This is a genomic window from Limnohabitans sp. (assembly GCF_040400975.1).
Classification (GTDB): Bacteria; Pseudomonadota; Gammaproteobacteria; order Burkholderiales; family Burkholderiaceae_C; genus Limnohabitans_A.
Genome location: NZ_JBBAPF010000029.1, coordinates 1 through 16,244, shown reverse-complemented (window position 1 = coordinate 16,244; position 16,244 = coordinate 1). Strand labels below are relative to the sequence as shown.

General features: G+C 59.7%; 19 protein-coding genes and 1 tRNA gene. 9 read left to right on the top strand and 11 right to left on the bottom strand.

The annotated features are described in order from the left end of the window. The first annotated feature begins 3 nt into the window (after positions 1 to 3). A complete protein-coding gene (gene rdgB, locus ABWQ00_RS13825) occupies positions 4 to 618 on the top strand; it encodes an RdgB/HAM1 family non-canonical purine NTP pyrophosphatase (protein WP_353239251.1) in 615 nt (204 codons plus the stop codon). Continuing rightward, a complete protein-coding gene (hemW, locus tag ABWQ00_RS13820) occupies positions 615 to 1,826 on the top strand; it encodes a radical SAM family heme chaperone HemW (RefSeq protein ID WP_353239250.1) in 1,212 nt (403 codons plus the stop codon). Before rdgB ends, hemW begins: the two co-directional genes overlap by 4 nt. Before the next feature lie 11 nt (positions 1,827 to 1,837). On the opposite strand, the gene ABWQ00_RS13815 is transcribed toward hemW, so the two are convergent. Together ABWQ00_RS13815 and ABWQ00_RS13810 are read right to left on the bottom strand one after the other, a co-directional pair. Further along, positions 1,838 to 2,410 carry a hypothetical protein gene (locus tag ABWQ00_RS13815; protein ID WP_353239249.1) on the bottom strand — a complete coding sequence of 191 codons (573 nt, stop codon included), beginning with the start codon at positions 2,408 to 2,410 and terminating at the stop codon, positions 1,838 to 1,840. Beyond that, positions 2,407 to 2,784 carry a hypothetical protein gene (locus ABWQ00_RS13810; RefSeq protein ID WP_353239248.1) on the bottom strand — a complete coding sequence of 126 codons (378 nt, stop codon included), beginning with the start codon at positions 2,782 to 2,784 and terminating at the stop codon, positions 2,407 to 2,409. The genes ABWQ00_RS13815 and ABWQ00_RS13810 overlap by 4 nt, the downstream gene beginning before the upstream one ends. Before the next feature lie 83 nt (positions 2,785 to 2,867). Here ABWQ00_RS13810 and ABWQ00_RS13805 point away from each other — a divergent pair, with 83 nt between their 5' ends. After that, positions 2,868 to 3,833 carry a Gfo/Idh/MocA family protein gene (locus ABWQ00_RS13805; RefSeq protein ID WP_353239247.1) on the top strand — a complete coding sequence of 322 codons (966 nt, stop codon included), beginning with the start codon at positions 2,868 to 2,870 and terminating at the stop codon, positions 3,831 to 3,833. A gap of 53 nt (positions 3,834 to 3,886) precedes the next feature. Here ABWQ00_RS13805 and ABWQ00_RS13800 read toward each other — a convergent pair. The 9 genes from ABWQ00_RS13800 to ABWQ00_RS13760 form a co-directional block, all read right to left on the bottom strand. Next, positions 3,887 to 3,974 (bottom strand) — tRNA-Ser (locus tag ABWQ00_RS13800). 68 nt (positions 3,975 to 4,042) lie between these two features. Further along, the gene (gene ureG / locus ABWQ00_RS13795; RefSeq protein WP_353239246.1) at positions 4,043 to 4,702 is read right to left on the bottom strand and encodes an urease accessory protein UreG; all 660 of its coding nucleotides are present in this window, start codon (positions 4,700 to 4,702) and stop codon (positions 4,043 to 4,045) included. Then, on the bottom strand, positions 4,699 to 5,388 hold the full coding sequence (locus tag ABWQ00_RS13790) for an urease accessory protein UreF (protein ID WP_353239245.1): 690 nt from the start codon (positions 5,386 to 5,388) through the stop codon (positions 4,699 to 4,701). The genes ureG and ABWQ00_RS13790 overlap by 4 nt, the downstream gene beginning before the upstream one ends. Beyond that, positions 5,378 to 6,073: an urease accessory protein UreE gene (gene ureE / locus ABWQ00_RS13785; protein WP_353239244.1), complete on the bottom strand. Its 696-nt coding sequence runs from the start codon at positions 6,071 to 6,073 to the stop codon at positions 5,378 to 5,380. Before ureE ends, ABWQ00_RS13790 begins: the two co-directional genes overlap by 11 nt. Positions 6,074 to 6,172: 99 nt before the next feature. After that, the gene (gene ureC / locus ABWQ00_RS13780) at positions 6,173 to 7,915 is read right to left on the bottom strand and encodes an urease subunit alpha (protein ID WP_353239243.1); all 1,743 of its coding nucleotides are present in this window, start codon (positions 7,913 to 7,915) and stop codon (positions 6,173 to 6,175) included. 1 nt (position 7,916) lies between these two features. Then, complete coding sequence (locus ABWQ00_RS13775) at positions 7,917 to 8,603, bottom strand: LysE family translocator (protein ID WP_353239242.1); 687 nt, start codon at positions 8,601 to 8,603, stop codon at positions 7,917 to 7,919. Continuing rightward, positions 8,603 to 8,920: an urease subunit beta gene (locus ABWQ00_RS13770; RefSeq protein WP_353239241.1), complete on the bottom strand. Its 318-nt coding sequence runs from the start codon at positions 8,918 to 8,920 to the stop codon at positions 8,603 to 8,605. The genes ABWQ00_RS13775 and ABWQ00_RS13770 overlap by 1 nt, the downstream gene beginning before the upstream one ends. Before the next feature lie 9 nt (positions 8,921 to 8,929). Continuing rightward, a complete protein-coding gene (locus tag ABWQ00_RS13765; protein WP_353239240.1) occupies positions 8,930 to 9,109 on the bottom strand; it encodes a hypothetical protein in 180 nt (59 codons plus the stop codon). Positions 9,110 to 9,126: 17 nt separating this feature from the next. Beyond that, positions 9,127 to 9,429 (bottom strand): urease subunit gamma, encoded by a 303-nt coding sequence (locus ABWQ00_RS13760; RefSeq protein WP_019425908.1) that lies wholly within the window; start codon positions 9,427 to 9,429, stop codon positions 9,127 to 9,129. 208 nt (positions 9,430 to 9,637) lie between these two features. Here ABWQ00_RS13760 and urtA point away from each other — a divergent pair, with 208 nt between their 5' ends. The 6 genes from urtA to ABWQ00_RS13730 all read left to right on the top strand — a co-directional run bounded on the left by urtA (position 9,638) and on the right by ABWQ00_RS13730 (position 16,054). Then, a complete protein-coding gene (gene urtA, locus ABWQ00_RS13755; protein ID WP_353239263.1) occupies positions 9,638 to 10,915 on the top strand; it encodes an urea ABC transporter substrate-binding protein in 1,278 nt (425 codons plus the stop codon). Positions 10,916 to 11,031: 116 nt separating this feature from the next. Beyond that, positions 11,032 to 12,615: an urea ABC transporter permease subunit UrtB gene (gene urtB, locus ABWQ00_RS13750; protein ID WP_353239262.1), complete on the top strand. Its 1,584-nt coding sequence runs from the start codon at positions 11,032 to 11,034 to the stop codon at positions 12,613 to 12,615. 2 nt (positions 12,616 to 12,617) lie between these two features. Beyond that, positions 12,618 to 13,781: an urea ABC transporter permease subunit UrtC gene (urtC, locus tag ABWQ00_RS13745; RefSeq protein WP_353239239.1), complete on the top strand. Its 1,164-nt coding sequence runs from the start codon at positions 12,618 to 12,620 to the stop codon at positions 13,779 to 13,781. After that, entirely contained in the window at positions 13,778 to 14,653 is an 876-nt protein-coding gene (gene urtD, locus ABWQ00_RS13740; RefSeq protein WP_353239238.1) for an urea ABC transporter ATP-binding protein UrtD, read from the top strand. Before urtC ends, urtD begins: the two co-directional genes overlap by 4 nt. 2 nt (positions 14,654 to 14,655) lie before the next feature. After that, positions 14,656 to 15,360: an urea ABC transporter ATP-binding subunit UrtE gene (gene urtE / locus ABWQ00_RS13735; RefSeq protein WP_353239237.1), complete on the top strand. Its 705-nt coding sequence runs from the start codon at positions 14,656 to 14,658 to the stop codon at positions 15,358 to 15,360. A gap of 214 nt (positions 15,361 to 15,574) precedes the next feature. Further along, on the top strand, positions 15,575 to 16,054 hold the full coding sequence (locus tag ABWQ00_RS13730; protein ID WP_133239980.1) for a GNAT family N-acetyltransferase: 480 nt from the start codon (positions 15,575 to 15,577) through the stop codon (positions 16,052 to 16,054). The last annotated feature ends 190 nt before the right edge of the window (positions 16,055 to 16,244 follow it).

The window sequence follows — 16,244 nt, the reverse complement described above, 5'->3', positions numbered from 1 at the left end:
TCCATGAAAATCGTCCTCGCCTCCAACAACGCGGGCAAACTGGCCGAGCTGCAAACCCTGTTGGCACCGCTGAACATGACGCTGGTGCGCCAGTCCGAGCTGCGCATTCCTGAAGCCGCGGAGCCCTTCAAGACCTTTGTTGAAAACGCCTTGGCCAAAGCCCGCCACGCAGCGCAGCTCAGCGGTTTGCCTGCCCTGGCCGATGACGCAGGGTTGTGTGTGGACGCTTTCGGTGGTCAGCCGGGTGTGGACACGGCTTACTACGCCACCCGCTTTGGCTACCCCAAAGGCGATGACACCAACGTCACCGCTTTGCTGGAGCAAATGCAGGGCATCGTCAACCGCCGCGCCGCCATGGTCAGCACGCTAGTGGCGCTGCGCAGCGCCGACGACCCGGAGCCGCTGATTGCCGTGGGCCGGGTGGTGGTGCAGATCACGCCCGAGCGCCGCGGCACAAACGGTTTTGGCTTTGATCCTGTGATGTACTTGCCCGAATTTGGCAAGACCTTTGCCGAGTTGCCCCCTGAAGTCAAAAACGCCCACAGCCACCGGGGCCGTGCTGCGCAAGCCATGCTGGCGCTGATGCGCGAGCGTTGGCTGGACAGCGCAGCGCCATGAACCCGATGTTGGACCCTGTACGTGCCATGCGCCCTGGCGTGTTGCAACTGAATGCTTTGCCGCCCCTGTCGCTGTATGTGCACCTGCCCTGGTGCATCAAAAAATGCCCGTATTGCGACTTCAACTCGCATGAATTCCGCGAAGGCGCTGACCCGGTGTCGGCGCTAGACGCCTACATCAACGCGCTGTTTGCCGATCTGGAAGCCAGCTTGCCCCTGATTTGGGGCCGCAGCATCCAGACTGTGTTTTTGGGCGGCGGCACACCCAGCTTGTTTTCACCCGAAGCGATTGACCGTTTGGTGGGCGGCATCCGCGCCCGGGTGCGCTTGGCGCCGGACGCCGAAATCACCATGGAAGCCAATCCCGGCACCTTTGAAAAAGACCGTTTCAAGGCCTTCCGCCAGGCGGGCATCACCCGTTTGTCGATTGGCGTGCAGAGCTTTGACAACGTGCACCTCAAAGCCCTGGGCCGCGTGCACGATCGTGAGCAGGCCATGGCCGCCGTGACCGAAGCCGCGCAGGTGTTTGACACCTTCAACCTCGACCTGATGTACGCCTTGCCAGGTCAGACGCTCGAAGGCCTCACGCAAGACATCCAGACCGCTTTGGCTTTTGCGCCGCCGCACATCTCGATTTACCACCTGACGATCGAGCCGAACACGGTGTTTGCCAAGTTCCCGCCTACTTTGCCCGAAGACGATCTGGCCTACGAGATGATGGACCGCATCACCGAGTTGACGGCCTTGGCGGGTTTGGCGCGTTACGAAGTGTCGGCCTATGCCAAGCCGGGTCACCCCTGCGCGCACAACCTGAATTACTGGCAGTTTGGCGACTACTTGGGCATCGGAGCCGGGGCGCACAGCAAGCTGAGTTTTGCGCACCGCGTGCTGCGCCAAGTGCGTTACCGCGAACCCGCGCTGTACATGCAACAGGCCGCAAAGGGCGAGCCCGTCACGCAAAGCACCGAGGTGTCACGCCAAGACTTGCCTTTTGAATACATGCTCAACGCACTGCGCCTGCGAGAAGGCTTCGCATTGGCCGACTACGTCGACCGCACAGGCCTGGCCATGACCAGCATCCAAAAAGGTCTGACCGAGGCGGAGAAAAAAGGCTTGATTGAGCGTGACCTGCACCGGGTCTGGCCAACAGACCGGGGCTTTGACTTTTTGAGTGATTTGCAAGCGCTGTTTTTATCCGGCAGCGATTGAGCATCCCCAACTCAGTCGGTCAGGGCTGACCTGTTCGGCCGGATCCGGTCCAAGGCGAATTTGAAACCATAGAGCATCAGCAAGGCCCCCAAGGCGTTGCCAACGAACATGGGCCAAACGTCGACCAAGACGTTGGTCTCTGGCCTTTCGAACAACGACCAGAGCAACTGGTGGCTGATGGCACTGGCCGCAGAAAAGATCAAGGTCATTTGCAGCAAACGTTGGGCAGTCATGGACATGATGTGAGGCGCCAACCACCCTTTGTGCCGCATGTACTTCATCACAACCCAGGGGGTCAAGCCGGACACGACACCATTCAAAAATGGCAACAACCACGTGTCAGCCGAAAAAAGTGCGCCGTCGATAAACCAAGTGCCCAGCATCAGACCGACAGCGCCGGGCAAACCCAAAACCAGGACCAAGATGACCCGAAAGCCCTCAGGTAAAAAGACCCAGCTGATGCCTTCGCTGTAGGCAAAAATCGCAAAAACCCAGCTGTTGAGTTTAAAAAACAGCACAAACAAAACAGCACTGGTGAAAGCCAGCGCTGTTTGCTCAAATAGGAAACGAACGCTGCGGATCATGCCACCGTGTTTTGATGGGCCAGCTGCATGGATTGCCCCAGGTTTTGGAAGTAATCCAGTGTGCGTTGGGTAGGGATCAAGAACTTGGCTCGGCGGTCACCTTCCAGGTTCAGGTTGCTCAGCATGTCCTTGTCGCGCAGACGGGTGATCCGTTTGTGCAGTGTGGCAGGAGATCCTAGTTCGGCCAAGCCAATGGCCTCGCGCACGGTCATGGGCTGGTCTTCATACCAGCGCAAGACCACGGCTTGGAGCAAAGCTTTTTCGTTGGCATCCATCTCTTGCCCATCGGGCAGGGCTTGAATGACTTTGGCCAGCTGAAGAAACCGCAGGTAAGCGGTGACCAGAGGGCTATTGGGAGGGTTGGTGTTTTCCATGCTAATGATTTTATCGATTTTATGAAATAGATAACTACTGGGGTTTATGCGAATGGTTAAGCTAGCCACCCAAGGAGAAACACATGAGACATCGATTGGCGGTGATTGGCTTGGGCATCATGGGGCGTCGCATGCTGGAAAACGTGTTGCAGCACCCAGCTTTTGAGGTTTCGGGGGCTTGGGACCCCTCAGCCGAGTCTGTGGCTAAGACACGCGAAGCCATGCCTCACGTGGCCATCCGGTCCAGCGCCGAGGCCGCCATGCAGGGCGCTGATGTGGTGTACCTGGCTTGCCCGCCGGGACCTCGTAAAAGCTACGCCTTGCAGGCAGCAGCGGCGGGGCAGGGGGTTTTCATGGAAAAGCCTTTGGGCACGGACCTGCTGCAAAGCCGTGATTTGGTGGCTCAACTGGCCAAAGGGCGTTTGCCGGGCGTGGTCAATTTCACCCAAGCCGCCTCGCGTGGTTTTGAAGAACTGCACCGCGCCATGGCTGCGGGCGAAGCGGGTGAAATTTTAGGCATCGACATTGTGGTGAACTACCCCGCCTGGCCCCGGGCTTGGCAAAAAGACGCCGATTGGCTGCGCTTTCGGCACGAAGGGGGCTATACCCGCGAGGTGATCTCGCATTTCCTTTTTTTGGCAGGCCGTTTTTTAGGGCCTTTGTCCTTGCAGCAGGCCAGTCCCCGTTACCCGCAAGATACCGCCTTGTGCGAACTCGATATGTTGGCCCGTTTGACCACGGCAGACGGCAAACCAGTGACCGTGATGGCGACCACTGGGGGCCAGCAGCCCGACCGCCAAGAAGTCACGGTGCGCGGCAGCCGCGCCAACCACCAGTTTCGCGAATTTTTTCAACTCTGGCGCTCAGATGGCGGCCCTTGGGTGGAGGCGCTGGACTGGCGTACCGAAGACCCGCGCACCAGCGCACTGCAGCGTCAGTTGAGTGAGGTGGACTTGTGGCTGCGCGGCCAGCCGCACAAACTGGCCACCGCCGAAGAGGCCTTGGCGGTGCAGGAGTTGGTGGAGGTGATGCTGGTGGGCAAAGGCTGAATGGTCTGCCCCATGCAAAACGCCCCTGGAGAGGGGCGTTTTTCGTGGTGTCTTGGCGGAAGCGGTGAGATTCGAACTCACGGACCCTTTCGAGTCGCCGGTTTTCAAGACCGGTGCAATCGACCACTCTGCCACGCTTCCTTGGGGTGTGATTGTAGCGATTTAAACCCCTTGATTCGGGGGCAAACGCATGACTTATCAAAAGCGATTCAGGCGCTGCCCAGCATGCCGCGTTTTTCAATGAAGGCCACCACTTGGGCCAGGCCGTCTAGCGTTTTCAGGTTGGTCATCACCCAGGGGCGCGTCTCGCGGTTGGGGCGCATGCGGTCGGTGTCCACCCGCATCACTTCCAGATCGGCGCCCACGTGCGGGGCCAAGTCGGTCTTGTTGATGACGAACAAATCGCTCTTGGTGATGCCGGGACCACCTTTGCGCGGGATCTTCTCGCCTGCTGCCACATCGATCACGTAGACCGTGAGGTCACTCAGCTCGGGGCTGAAGGTGGCGGCCAGGTTGTCGCCGCCGCTCTCGATGAAAACCACGTCGGCATTGGGGAACTTCGCCAGCATGCGGTCAATCGCTTCGAGGTTGATCGACGCGTCTTCGCGGATGGCTGTGTGGGGGCAGCCGCCCGTTTCCACGCCCATGATGCGATCGGCGGGCAACGCGCCGCTCACCGTGAGCAAGCGCTGGTCTTCCTTGGTGTAAATGTCGTTGGTGATGGCGATCAGGTCCCAGCGCTCGCGCATGTTTTTGCACAGCATCTCAAGCAGGGTGGTTTTGCCAGAGCCCACAGGCCCGCCAATGCCCACGCGCAGAGGCGGCAGTTTTTTCGTGCGATTTGGGATGTGGTGCAGTGCTGAATTCATGATCGGAAGATCCTGGAGTATTGGGTTTCGTGGCGTGCCGACAAGATCGCCAGCATGGGGCTGAAGGCTTGGCGGTCTTCATCTTTCAAGTGCAGGGCAGTTTGCACCGCCTGCGGTATTTCGAGGGTCAGTCGCGCCAGCATGCGCTGGCCTGCGCTTTGGCCCAGGGGGACGGCTTTGAGTGCAGCTTGGGTCATGTTTTCTGCCCAGCCAAAGGCACCTGCTTGAAGGGCCTGGTCCAGCGGAGCATTCGCCAGAGACAAAGCCAGCGCCATGGCCAGCGGGAAGGTCGGGGGCAGTTGGGCGCAGCATTGCAGTTGCGCGTCGCTGGCTTGCTGCAGGTTGCGAAGCCAGTCGAGCAAGGACCGGCCCATTTGCTCGACTTGCAAGCGCATTTCGGCGGTTTCGCGGGTGGTCATGACCCAGTCGTTCAGGGCTTGCAGGCGTTGGGTGTTCATGCACTGCCAAGCGGGTATGGCTTGCGCCATCACGGCCATGTCGCCACGCGACTGCGTCAGGTGCAGCTGGTCCACCACCCAATCGGTGGCACTGGCTTCGTGGTGCACCAGGCCTTGCTCAATGGCCGCTTCCAGTCCTTCGGAATACGAGAAGCCGCCAATGGGCAGCGCTGGCGATGCGAGCCAGATCAGTTGCAGCAGGGCCGAGGGCGCGGTCTCAGTGCCCATGTCCGCAGCCGGGGCCGTGTAAGTGCGGTTCAGCAGGCGCGGCGCGAACAGGGATGGCGATGCGCTTGCCTGCTGGCGGTGCTGCTGCCGGGGCCGCATGTTCGTGCTGGCAATCAGGACCGTGCACATGGGGCTCGGCATGGGCTGCGTGCGCATGACCCGCATGACCCTGTTCGTGACTGTGCCCATGATCATGCCCATGCCCGTGTGAGGATGCGCCATGGTCGCCATAGGCACCGTTTTCGGGTTCGAAAGGTTCAGACACCGCCACCACCGTCATGTGCATGGCGCGCAGCATGTCGGCCAGCACATGGTCAGGCTCGATCTTCAGGTGGTCGGGTTGCAGCTCGATGGGCACATGGCGGTTGCCCAGGTGGTAAGCGGCGCGGGTCAGGTCAAAGGGCGAGCCGTGCTCGGCGCAAGCGGTGATGCGCAGCACCGCTTGCGGCGCGGCTTGCACGCGCACCAACGAGCCGTCTTCGGCCACCAGCACATCACCGCCGCGCACCACGGTGCCACGGGGTAAAAACACGCCGAGTTGGCGGCCCGCGCTGTCGGTCGCGTCAAAGCGGCTTTTTTGGCGGGTGTCCCAGTCGAGGGTGATGGTGCTGGCGCGTTGGATCAACACCTTGGCCAGGCCGCGGCCTTGCGGCATGAGTTTGGAGCAATGTAAAAGCGAGGTCATGTGTCTTAGGTTTTGTAGGAGCCCACCCCTGTGGGCGATGGTTTGAAGGGCGTGTGCCACGCCCATCGCCCACGGGGTGGGCTCCTACAGGGGGGTGTTTCAGAACAAAAAGTAGCGTTGGGTCATGGGCAGCTCGGTGGCGGGCTCGCACACCAGCAACTGCCCGTCGGCACGCACCGTATAGGTCTGAGGATCGACTTCCATGCGGGGCAGGTAGGCATTGTGGACCATGTGCTGCTTGCGCACGCCCCGAATGTTGTGCGCCACGGACAAGGGTTTTTGCAAGCCGAAACGCTCGCCAATGCCCGCTTTCAAACCTGCCTTGGAAACGAAGGTCAAGGCACTGCGCGTGAGCGCGCCGCCAAAGCTGCCAAACATGGGGCGGTAGTGCACCGGTTGGGGCGTGGGGATGGAGGCGTTGGGGTCGCCCATGGCCGCCAGCGCGATGAAGCCGCCCTTGAGCACCAGCGATGGCTTGACGCCAAAAAAGGCCGGTTTCCAGATCACCAGGTCGGCCCATTTGCCCACTTCGATGCTGCCCACATCGTGGCTGATGCCGTGCGCAATGGCGGGGTTGATGGTGTATTTGGCGATGTAGCGTTTGACGCGCGCGTTGTCGTGGCGATCGGTGTCGCCGGGCAGGCTGCCGCGTTGCTGCTTCATCTTGTGCGCGGTCTGCCAGGTGCGGATGATGACTTCGCCCACCCGGCCCATGGCCTGGCTGTCGCTGCTCATCATGCTGATCGCCCCCAGGTCGTGCAGGATGTCTTCGGCCGCAATGGTTTCTTTGCGGATACGGCTTTCAGCAAAGGCCAGGTCTTCGGCGATGCTGGCATCCAGGTGGTGACAGACCATCAGCATGTCCACATGCTCGTCGAGCGTGTTGTGGGTGAAGGGCATGGTCGGGTTGGTCGAACTGGGTAAAAAGTTCGCCTGGCCCACCACCTTCAAGATGTCGGGCGCGTGGCCGCCGCCTGCGCCCTCGGTGTGGAAGGCGCACAGGCCGCGGCCCCGGGCCGCTTCGATGGTGTTTTCCACATACCCCGATTCATTGAGCGTGTCCGAATGCAGCGCGACCTGGATGTCGGTCTCGTCGGCCACGTCCAGGCAATTGCTGATGGCCGATGGGGTGCTGCCCCAGTCTTCGTGCAGCTTCAGCCCGATCACGCCCGCGTTGATTTGTTCGTGTAAGGCGGCAGGCAGGCTGGCGTTGCCCTTGCCAAAAAAGCCCAGGTTCATCGGGAAGGCATCGGCCGATTGCAGCATGCGCTCGATGTTGAAGGGGCCAGGCGTGCAAGTGGTGGCAAAGGTGCCTGTGGCGGGGCCCGTGCCACCGCCCATCATGGTGGTCACACCGCTGGTCAAGGCCTCGTCGATTTGCTGGGGGCAGATGAAGTGGATGTGGCAGTCGATACCGCCAGCGGTGACGATCAGACCTTCGCAGCTGATGATCTCGGTGCCGGGGCCGATGACGATGTCTACGCCCGGCTGCGTATCGGGGTTGCCCGCTTTGCCGATGGCCGCGATGCGGTTGCCCTTGAGGCCGATGTCGGCTTTGACGATGCCCCAGTGGTCGATGATGAGGGCGTTGGTGAGCACGCAGTCCATCGCACCAGGCGATTCAGGGCCCGTTCCGTGGGCGGCGTTCGTGCGCTGTGACTGCGCCATGCCATCGCGGATGGTTTTGCCGCCGCCAAACTTGACCTCTTCACCATAGCTGCCCGCTTGGAGCGTGAAGTCTTTTTCCACCTCGATGACCAAGGCGGTGTCGGCCAGGCGCACGCGGTCACCCACGGTGGGGCCAAAGGTTTCGGCATAAGCGCGTTTGTCGATGTGGGCCATGTCAGGCGGCTTTCGTTGAAGGGTCGAACGGGGCATAGCAGGCCAAGGGGCGTGCTGATTTGCCCTGAGGCTGTGTCGGTTTCATCAGATCATGCAAAGAACTCAGTGCCAGCACCAACAGACTGGCGGAACAAAGACGGTAGGTCAGCTTTGTCCATTGCTTGCCAGCCTGTCGCAGGATGTGGGTCACGGCGGCGGCACATACGAAGCACCAGATCAACGAGGCGGTCATGAAACCCGCCATGAACACCATGTAATCGGCGGCCTGCGGCTGCGCAATGCCCAGGCTGCTCATGGCACTGCCGATGGCGGCCCAAAAAGCCAAATTTTGCGGGTTGGTCAGTGACAGGGACATGCCCCGTAGAAAAGCCGGGCCAGTGTCCGCAGGCGCATCGGTGTGGATGAGGTCTTGCGCACGAGCGGCACGCCAGCTGTCCCAGGCCAGGTAAATCAAGTAGGCCACGCCTGCCAAGCCCAAAGGCAAGCGCAAGGCATCGATTTGCACCAGCAAACCAATGCCAGACAGGCCCAGAACAGCCCAAGTGGCATCTCCGATCAACGAGCCCAGCTGTGTGTGCAGGGCGGGTCGAAAACCACCACGGGCCCCTTGTTTGATGGTTTCGACAAACACAGCGCCGGGTGTAGCGTTGAAAACCAAGCCCAGCATCAAGGCGGTGAAAAAAAGCATCATGGCCTCCTTTCAAGGGGTCCGTTGGTCAATCCCCTAAAGCCAAAGACCACACGGTCGCCCGCATAGTCCACCAGCTCCACCGTGCGTTGTTGGCCAGGTTCAAAGCGCACCGCCATGCCCGATGCGATGTTGAGGCGCATGCCGTGCGCGGCGCTGCGGTCAAAGCGCAGGCCCGCGTTGGTCTCGGCAAAGTGGTAGTGCGAGCCCACTTGGATGGGGCGGTCGCTGGCGTTTTGCACCACCAGTGTGCGGGTGCGGCGGCCCGCATTCAGGGCGTGTTGGCCGGGGTCGATCAGAAATTCACCGGGGATCATGGGTCGACCTCACTTTCGGCGGCCGATGACCCAGGCGCCCAGTGCCAAAGCAATGACCACCGCAAAACCGAGAACATCCGTGGCGTGCCAATGGCTGCCCCACAGGCCGTGCCCTTCGTGCGCCCAGACGGGGGTGTGCAGGCCGGCGAGCACCAAGGCGGTGGTGGCAGAGGGTGCAAAGGTTTTCATGTCGGGGCTCTCTCGGTTCAAACAATGGGTTGGTGCACGGTCACCAATTTGGTGCCATCCGGGAAAGTGGCCTCGATCTGGATGTCGGGGATCATTTCGGCGATGCCGTCCATCACGTCCGCGCGGGTCAAAACAGTGCGGCCTTCGCTCATGAGTTGGGCCACGGTCTTGCCGTCTCGCGCACCTTCCATGACGGCAGCGCTGATCAGGGCGATCGCCTCGGGGTAGTTGAGCTTGAGACCTCGGGCCTTGCGGCGCTCTGCCAAAAGGGCTGCGGTGAAGATCAGCAGTTTGTCTTTCTCGCGGGGAGTGAGTTCCATATTGGTGCGTTTTGATGGGTTTGGTGCATTGAATGGTGGCAATCAAGCAAAGAGTGTGCCCTTTATAGAGCATCCGTCAATCGCCATGGGAAAACAACGATGTTCAGGGTTCTCCCTAGGGTTGGCACGGGGATTGCAAGAGATGCAGCAGCGCTGTTTTTCGGTGCGTTTTTGAACAACCTACATTCCTGATTGGAGTGATCTCATGATTAATCGCCGTGGCAACCTCAAAGCCCTCGCGTCAGCAGCCGCCATCCTTGCTGGCAGCCTGAGTTTTGCAAACCAAGCCCAAGCGCAAGCGGGCAACACCATCAAAGTCGGCGTGCTGCACAGCCTGTCGGGCACCATGGCGATTTCCGAGACGGTGCTCAAAGACACCGTGCTCATGGCCATCGACGAAATCAATGCCAAGGGCGGCGTGCTGGGTAAAAAGCTCGAGCCCGTGATTGTGGACCCGGCCTCCAACTGGCCTTTGTTTGCTGAAAAAACCAAGCAGCTGCTGGGCCAAGACAAAGTCTCGGTGATCTTCGGTTGCTGGACCTCGGTGTCGCGCAAATCGGTGCTGCCTGTGGTCGAAGAAATGAACGGCCTGCTGTTTTACCCCGTGCAATACGAAGGTGAAGAGCTGAGCAAAAACGTGTTCTACACCGGCGCTGCGCCCAACCAGCAAGCCATTCCTGCTGTGGACTACCTGATGAGCAAAGAAGGCGGCGGCGCCAAGCGTTGGGTCTTGCTGGGCACCGACTATGTGTACCCGCGCACCACCAATAAAATCTTGCGCGCCTACCTGAAAAGCAAGGGCGTGAAGGACAGCGACATCGACGAGAAGTACACCCCGTTTGGTCATAGCGATTACCAAACCATCGTGGCTGATATCAAGAAATTTTCTGCCGGTGGCAAGACCGCAGTGGTGTCCACCATCAACGGTGACTCCAACGTGCCCTTCTACAAAGAACTGGGCAACGCAGGCCTGAAGGCCAAAGACGTGCCTGTGGTCGCTTTCTCGGTGGGTGAAGAAGAGCTGCGCGGCGTGGACACCAAACCTTTGGTCGGTCACCTGGCGGCATGGAACTACTTCATGTCCATCAAGAACCCGGCCAACGACGAGTTCACCAAAAAGTGGGCAGCCTACGCCAAGGCCAAAAACATCCCTGGCCACAAAGACAAGCCTCTCACAAACGACCCGATGGAAGCGACTTACATCGGCATCAACATGTGGAAGCAAGCGGTAGAAAAAGCCAAGTCGACCGACACCGACAAAGTGATCGCCGCCATGGCAGGTCAAACCTTCAAGGCGCCCAGCGGCATCACCAGCAAGATGGATGAGAAAAACCACCACCTGCACAAGTCGGTGTTCATCGGCGAGATCAAGGCCGACGGCCAGTTCAATGTGGTGTGGAAAACACCCGGCCCCGTCAAAGCCAAGCCTTGGAGCCCCTACATCCCCGGCAACGACAAAAAGCCTGACGAGCCAGCCAAGAAGTGATGGCTTGATCTCTTGATTACAGGTCGGCGTGGGAGCGCCGACCTGTGTGGGCTTTTTAAGTCGGTGCCTGTACTTCAGCTGCTTTAGCCCGGACATGAATTTAATAAATGAGCAAGATGAAACGATGGATGTTGAAAGCGGCGTGGATCGCCAGCGCCTTGTGGGGCCTGTCGGCCGCGCAAGCCTTGACGATGGACGAAGCCAAACGCATGGCCGTGGGCGAGAGCGATGCCCGCGCGGAGGCTATCTCGCAAGCGGTGGCCCAAGGCAGCGAGAAAACCGCCACTTATTTACAAGCGCTGGCCGATGACGTGGTCAAGATGGCAGGTGATCGTGTGATCGTGGTGCGCGACGGGCAAGGCCTGGACCCCGTCACTGGACAAGCGGTTTCGGTGCCACCCGCTGCCGAAGACGTGATGCTGAACAATCGCCTGCGTGGCGAGATTGACACGGCCCTGGCGGCCCTGAAGTTGTTCAGCCCCGATGTGAAGCTGCGCAGGCAAGCGGCCTTGGCGCTGCTCAAAGAACCCGATGCCAGCCGTGCAGCACTGCTCGAAAAAGCTTTGGTCTCAGAAAAAGACCCCATGGTGCAAAGCTTGGTGCGCCAAGCCCGCGCAGCGGCCCTGCTGAGCAGCGAGGCTGCGAATGACCGATTGCTGGCCGCACGCGAGTTGGCGGGCAGCAAACAACCCGAGACCCTGCTGCTTTTGAACCAGCAATTGGCCCAAGAGCAAGATGCTGCGGTCAAAAAACAAATCCAGTCCGCTTTGGCCCAAGTGCAAGACAGCCTGCGTTGGGGCGAGCGTTTGGGGGCTATGTTCACCGGGCTCAGCTTGGGCTCGATCTTGTTGTTGGTGGCACTGGGCTTGGCCATCACCTATGGCCTGATGGGCGTCATCAACATGGCGCATGGCGAGTTGATGATGATCGGCGCCTATGCCACCTATGTGGTGCAGGCCCTGTTTCGCGAGCATCTGCCGGGCGTGTTTGACGCCTACCTGTTTGTGGCGATGCCGGTGGCCTTTCTGGCAGCGGCCTTGGTGGGCGCAGTGATGGAACGCGCTGTGCTGCAGCATTTGTATGGCCGCCCGCTCGAGACCCTGCTGGCCACTTGGGGCATCAGTCTGGTGCTGATGCAAAGCGTCCGCAGCCTGTTTGGCGCGCAAAACGTGGGCGTGGAAAACCCGTCCTGGATGAGCGGATCGCTGCAGTTGCTGCCCAATTTGCAGCTGCCCTGGAACCGGGTGCTGATCATCGTGTTTGCGTTGGCGGTGTTGGTCGGTGTGGCGCTCTTGATTGGCAAAACCCGGCTGGGCTTGTTTGTGCGCGGCGTCACGCAAAACCGCCCCATGGCCTCGTGCATGGGCGTGAACACAGCGCGCATCGACACCTATGCCTTTGCATTGGGTTCAGGCATTGCGGGCCTGGCGGGCTGTGCGCTCAGCCAGGTGGGCAATGTGGGGCCTGATCTGGGCCAAGGCTACATCGTGGACGCGTTCATGGTGGTGGTGCTCGGCGGTGTGGGCCAGCTGGCAGGCACGGTGTACGCCGCGTTGGGCCTGGGCTTGGTCAACAAGTTGCTGGAAGGCTGGACGGGCGCGGTGCTCGCCAAGATTGCCGTGCTGGTGTTCATCATCATCTTCATCCAGAAGCGGCCGCAGGGCATCTTCGCGATGAAGGGGCGCAGTGCGGAGGCATGAACATGAAAAAATTGGAACTCCCCACCCCCGCTCCTTTGATGGGCCGCCCAGACTGGTCGGCTTTTTTGCTGGCGCTGATCGTGGTCGGCGTGCTGGCCCCGGTTTTCAACTTGTGGGTGCCCGAGAGCAGCCCTTTCCATTTGAGCGATTACGCCATCGCCTTGATTGGCAAGATCATGTGCTACGCCATCTGCGCGCTGGCCATGGACTTGATCTGGGGCTACACCGGCATCCTGTCGTTGGGCCATGGTTTGTTCTTCGCCTTGGGCGGCTACGTCATGGGCATGTACCTCATGCGCCAGATCGGCCAAGACGGCAACTACAAAAGCGACTTGCCCGACTTCATGGTGTTTCTGGATTGGAAAGAACTGCCTTGGCACTGGATGCTGTCAGACAGCTTTGTGGCCACGCTGGCGCTGGTGGTGTTGGTGCCGGGTGTGATCGCTTTTGTGTTTGGCTACTTTGCCTTTCGCTCGCGCATCAAGGGCGTGTATTTTTCCATCATCACCCAGGCCCTGACCTTTGCGGCCATGCTCTTGTTCTTCCGCAACGAAACCGGGCTGGGCGGCAACAACGGCTTTACCGATTTCAAGCGCATTCTTGATTTGCCGATTGCCACCCCCGGCATGCGCATGACGCTTTTTGTCATCACCGGTTTGACCTTGCTGGGTTTTTATCTGTTCTCGCGCTGGTTGGTGGGCAGCAAGTACGGCCGCGTGTTGATGGCGATTCGCGATGCCGAAACGCGGGTCATGTTTTCGGGGTATTCACCGCTGCCCTACAAGCTCAGCATCTGGGTCATCTCGGCCGTCATGTGCGGCATTGCCGGGGCTTTGTACGTGCCGCAAGTGGGCATCATCAACCCCGGCGAGATGAGCGCAGCCAACTCGATCGAGATCGCGGTGTGGGCGGCGGTGGGCGGGCGCGGCACCTTGATCGGCCCCATCGTGGGGGCGTTTTTGGTCAACGGCGCCAAGAGCTGGCTCACGGTGAGTGCGCCTGAGTTTTGGCTGTACTTTTTGGGCGCGCTGTTCATTGGCGTGACCTTGTACATGCCGCAGGGCGTGGTGGGTCTGGTGCGCAAAGTTTGGCGAAAACGCGAGACCGCGCAGACGCCAACAGTACCCGTGTCGGACACCCAGGCCAAGAAAGGCGGTGCCGCATGACGCCTGATCTGCTGCAAAAAGGCGCTGAGCGGGTGGCCCGCGTGGCCCAACAACGCGCCCAAGCCACAGAGTCCGGTGGCCGCAGCGCGGGCTATGGCCGCGTGGTGCAAGACGCAACACAAGTCGATGTGACCCATGGCCGTATCTTGTATCTGGAAGACGTGAGCGTGAGCTTTGACGGATTCAAAGCCATCAACAAGCTGTCGCTCGATATCGCGCCCGGCGAGCTTCGCTGCATTATTGGCCCCAACGGCGCGGGCAAGACCACGATGATGGACATCATCACTGGAAAAACCCGCCCCGACGAAGGCCGCGTGTTCTTTGGCAGCACCATCGACTTGCTGCGCTACAACGAACCCGCCATCGCGCAGCTGGGCATCGGCCGCAAGTTCCAAAAGCCCACGGTGTTTGAGCACCTGAGCGTGTTTGAAAACCTCGAACTCGCCCTGAAAACTCCCAAGGGCGTGAAAGCTTCGATGTTCTTCAAGCTTGACTCAGCACAGTCAGACCGCTTGGCCGAAGTGCTGCACACCATCCACTTGGCGGACAGCGTGCGGGTGCAGGCGGGCACGCTCAGCCACGGTCAAAAGCAGTGGCTGGAGATTGGCATGCTGCTCATGCAAGACCCCAAGTTGCTGCTGCTGGACGAGCCCGTGGCAGGCATGACCGACCACGAGACCGAGCGCACCGCCGAGCTGTTCTTGACACTCAAAGGCAAGCACTCGCTCATGGTGGTGGAGCACGACATGGGCTTCATCCGCACCATCTCGGACATCGTCACCGTGCTGTGCGACGGATCGGTGCTGGCCCAAGGCACGCTCGACCAGGTGCAGGCCGACGAGCGGGTGATCGAAGTTTATTTGGGACGCTGAATATGCTGGAAGTTAAGAATGTTCATCAGTACTACGGCGGCTCACACATCCTGCGTGATGTGAGCTTGAGTGCCGAACAAGGTCAAGTCACGGTGCTGCTGGGCCGTAACGGCGTGGGTAAAACCACGCTGCTCAAATCGCTTATGGGCTTGGTGGCGATCAAGAGCGGCCAAGTGCTTTTGAGCGGACGAAATCTGAGCGATGCACAGCCCTACGAACGGGCCGCCGCTGGGGTCGGCTATGTGCCCCAAGGCCGAGAAATCTTTGCCCGCCTCACGGTCGAAGACAACCTGCGCATGGGCTTGGCCACACAGCCCGGCAGCACGCCCATACCGCCCGAGTTGTTTGAATTGTTCCCGGTGCTCAAGCTGATGCTGCACCGCCGAGGTGGCGACTTGTCGGGCGGCCAGCAACAGCAACTGGCCATTGCCCGCGCCTTGGCCGCCAAGCCACGTTTGCTGATCCTGGACGAGCCCACCGAAGGCATCCAGCCCAGCATCATCAAAGACATCGGCCGCGTCATTCGGCAGCTGGCCGACGTGGGCCTGCAAGGCCAGCGCATGGCGGTGCTGCTGTGCGAGCAGTACTACGACTTTGCCGAAGAGCTGGCTGACCAGTATGTGGTCATGGAGCGTGGCGAGGTGATCGCCAGGGGGCCGGGCAGTGAGATGAGGGAAAAGGATATTCAGCAGTTGGTGGCCATTTGAGGTGGCTGATCTTGAGGTGCTGATGGTGTAGGTCGGCTAAGCAGCGGAACTAGACATCCAGGGTTCTATCAACATAGCGTTACGTTATCCCAAGGCTTTTCGGTTTGTTGCAATCGCTTAGTCATGTCTTCTGCCAAGTAAACGCTTGGTACCATTAGACCCTTCGTTCCTCTACACACTTGCTATCCGTCTTCTCGACGGACTACACAAAGTCATGCGCATTGAGCCTTTGGCCGACCATCCATATTTGATCGCAAAGATTGCGAAACTCCTGCACGAAGAATGGAGCGACTTCCCACCGTGGGCTTCGCTCCCGATAATTGAAGCGCGATTACTGGCTGGTGCGCAATTGAAACAGCCACCATTCACATTGGTGGCGTTGTCCGCTATGAACGAATTTCTTGGTACAGCGAGCGTGAAACTCTTTGAACTTGCTGGTCACCAAGACAAAGAGCATTGGCTTGGCGAGGTGTTCATACTGAATACCTTAAGAGGGCGAGGCCTTGGCTCTGCCCTGACCAATGAATGTATCCAGCGGAGCATTGATCTGGGCATTCATACGCTCTTCCTCTACACCCCGGATCAACAAAAACTGTACGAACGGTTTGGGTGGCACGAAGTGGAACAGTCCATGGTGGATGGCGAGCTCGTTAGCATCATGGCTAGGAATGCAGCGCAAAAGACGTCGTTCTAAGGATCGCCTAACGGCAAAGTCGCACAGAAAACTGACTCGATTTCAGGACTGCATTGAAGCTCTACAAATGGCCGTAGTCAGCTTATTTTAGCCGTTCCCTAGATGTCGGAATTGCAACGGAAGCGGCCGCTTGAGTGGCATTCCCCCAAATCAGTAGACAAATAATGATGTCAAAACTGAAGAGGAGCCA

Bases quoted from the DNA above. Each gene is read 5' to 3' on its own strand.
- ABWQ00_RS13765 (WP_353239240.1), bottom strand. From the start codon at position 9,109: ATGAAAACCTTTGCACCCTCTGCCACCACCGCCTTGGTGCTCGCCGGC.
- ureE (WP_353239244.1), bottom strand. From the start codon at position 6,073: ATGACCTCGCTTTTACATTGCTCCAAACTCATGCCGCAAGGCCGCGGC.
- urtE (WP_353239237.1), top strand. From the start codon at position 14,656: ATGCTGGAAGTTAAGAATGTTCATCAGTACTACGGCGGCTCACACATC.
- rdgB (WP_353239251.1), top strand. From the start codon at position 4: ATGAAAATCGTCCTCGCCTCCAACAACGCGGGCAAACTGGCCGAGCTG.
- ABWQ00_RS13810 (WP_353239248.1), bottom strand. From the start codon at position 2,784: ATGGAAAACACCAACCCTCCCAATAGCCCTCTGGTCACCGCTTACCTG.
- urtD (WP_353239238.1), top strand. From the start codon at position 13,778: ATGACGCCTGATCTGCTGCAAAAAGGCGCTGAGCGGGTGGCCCGCGTG.
- ABWQ00_RS13760 (WP_019425908.1), bottom strand. From the start codon at position 9,429: ATGGAACTCACTCCCCGCGAGAAAGACAAACTGCTGATCTTCACCGCA.
- urtB (WP_353239262.1), top strand. From the start codon at position 11,032: ATGAAACGATGGATGTTGAAAGCGGCGTGGATCGCCAGCGCCTTGTGG.
- ureC (WP_353239243.1), bottom strand. From the start codon at position 7,915: ATGGCCCACATCGACAAACGCGCTTATGCCGAAACCTTTGGCCCCACC.
- ABWQ00_RS13730 (WP_133239980.1), top strand. From the start codon at position 15,575: ATGCGCATTGAGCCTTTGGCCGACCATCCATATTTGATCGCAAAGATT.
- ABWQ00_RS13770 (WP_353239241.1), bottom strand. From the start codon at position 8,920: ATGATCCCCGGTGAATTTCTGATCGACCCCGGCCAACACGCCCTGAAT.
- hemW (WP_353239250.1), top strand. From the start codon at position 615: ATGAACCCGATGTTGGACCCTGTACGTGCCATGCGCCCTGGCGTGTTG.
- ureG (WP_353239246.1), bottom strand. From the start codon at position 4,702: ATGAATTCAGCACTGCACCACATCCCAAATCGCACGAAAAAACTGCCG.
- ABWQ00_RS13775 (WP_353239242.1), bottom strand. From the start codon at position 8,603: ATGCTTTTTTTCACCGCCTTGATGCTGGGCTTGGTTTTCAACGCTACA.
- ABWQ00_RS13815 (WP_353239249.1), bottom strand. From the start codon at position 2,410: ATGATCCGCAGCGTTCGTTTCCTATTTGAGCAAACAGCGCTGGCTTTC.
- urtC (WP_353239239.1), top strand. From the start codon at position 12,618: ATGAAAAAATTGGAACTCCCCACCCCCGCTCCTTTGATGGGCCGCCCA.
- ABWQ00_RS13790 (WP_353239245.1), bottom strand. From the start codon at position 5,388: ATGGGCACTGAGACCGCGCCCTCGGCCCTGCTGCAACTGATCTGGCTC.
- ABWQ00_RS13805 (WP_353239247.1), top strand. From the start codon at position 2,868: ATGAGACATCGATTGGCGGTGATTGGCTTGGGCATCATGGGGCGTCGC.